2 pseudogenes are annotated in these 1,683 nt (G+C 74.0%); both read left to right on the top strand.

Going from position 1 to position 1,683, the window contains the following annotated elements:
• Positions 1-58 precede the first annotated feature (58 nt).
• A pseudogene (locus tag AOK18_RS34970) lies at positions 59-722 on the top strand (FHA domain-containing protein); the annotation flags it as partial.
• 2 nt (positions 723-724) lie between these two features.
• Positions 725-1,683, top strand: a pseudogene (locus AOK18_RS34975) (ATP-binding cassette domain-containing protein); the annotation flags it as partial.

Here is a 1,683-nt window from a genome sequence, read left to right on the forward strand (position 1 = left end):
CCCCGCCCCCACCCCGTCACGCCGGGCACCCGAACGGGCCGATCGGTAGAATCCAGGCATGGTCGAGCGGCCGGTCGCACCGGAGCTCCTCGTGGAGACCGACCACGGCTCCACCCTGATCAGCCCGGTCCGCGACTACCACGTCGGACGCGATCCGTCGAGCGACATCGTCATGGACGACGCCCGGGTCTCCTGGCACCACGCGGTGCTCCACCCCGGTGACGGCCACTGGACCGTCGAGGACGAGCGCAGCACCAACGGCACCTACGCCGACGGCCACCGCGTGCACGTGAGGGACGTGGGCCCCGGCAGCGTCCTCCGCTTCGGCAGCCCCCAGGACGGACCGAGCGCCGTCCTGACCCGCCGGCCGCCGCCCGCCCCCGGACGGCTCTCCGCCGTGTCGAGCCCCGCCCTGACCGGCACCTACCGGCGGCCCACCACCGTACGGCCGCTGCCCGCGCGCACCGTCCGCATCGGCCGCGCCGCCGACAACGACCTCGTCATCGACGATCTCGTGGTCTCCCGCCGGCACGCCGAACTGAGGGCGCTGCCCGACGGGACGTACGAGATCGCCGACCTCGGCAGCCACAACGGCACCTACCTCAACGGCGGCCCCGTCACCAGCGCCCCGGTGGGCCCCGGCGACATCGTCGGCATCGGCCACTCCGCCCTCTGCCTCGTCGGCGACGAACTCCGGGAGTACGTCGACACCGGTGAGATCTNNCGGCTCCGGGAAGTCCACCCTCCTCCACGCCCTCACCGGACAGCGCCCCGCCGACCGCGGCACCGTCCTCTACGACGGCCGCGACCTCTACCGCGACTACGCGGAACTGCGCCAGCGCATCGGCCTCGTCCCGCAGGACGACATCCTGCACGACCGGCTCACCGTCCGCAGCGCCCTGTCCTACGCCGCCGAACTCCGCTTCCCGCAGGACACCGCCAAGTCCGAGCGCCGCTCCCGGGTCGACGAGGTCATCCGCGAACTCGGTCTGGAGCAGCGGGCGGAGCAGCGCGTGCACAGCCTCTCCGGCGGTCAGCGCAAACGCGTCAGCGTGGCCCTGGAACTCCTCACCAAGCCGTCCCTGCTGTTCCTCGACGAGCCGACCTCCGGCCTGGACCCGGGGATGGACCGCTCGGTGATGCACATGCTGCGCGCCCTGGCCGACGACGGCCGCACCGTCGTCGTCGTCACCCACAGCGTGCTCAGCCTGGACGTGTGCGACCGGCTCCTGATGCTCGCACCCGAAGGACGCGTCGCCTACTACGGGCCGCCCGAGGACGCCCTCGCGTTCTTCGGATTCGAACAGTGGCCGGAGGCCTTCGAGGCCTTCGAACGCGACCCGGACCGCGACTGGGCGGGCGACTACCGCGCCTCGCCCCTCCACGGCAGGTACACCGAGGGCGCCACCGCCCAGCCCCGGCGGCAGCGGGCCGCCCCGGCCGCCGTCGCCCCGCCGCCCCGGCCGCGCGGCCGCACCGCACAGCTCGGCACCCTCGTGCGCCGGTACACCGCCGTGCTCGGCGCGGACCGCACGTTCCTCGCCGTCATGATCGCGCTGCCCTTCGTGATGGGGGCGATGGCCCGCGCCCTGGCCGGCGGCGCCCTGACCCGGAGCACCGCGATGAACGCCCTGCTCATCCTGTGCGTCGGCGCCGTCCTCACGGGCGCCGCCAACGCCGTGC

The sequence above is a fragment of the Streptomyces prasinopilosus genome (assembly GCF_001419695.1).
In the GTDB taxonomy this organism is placed as follows: domain Bacteria; phylum Actinomycetota; class Actinomycetes; order Streptomycetales; family Streptomycetaceae; genus Streptomyces; species Streptomyces prasinopilosus.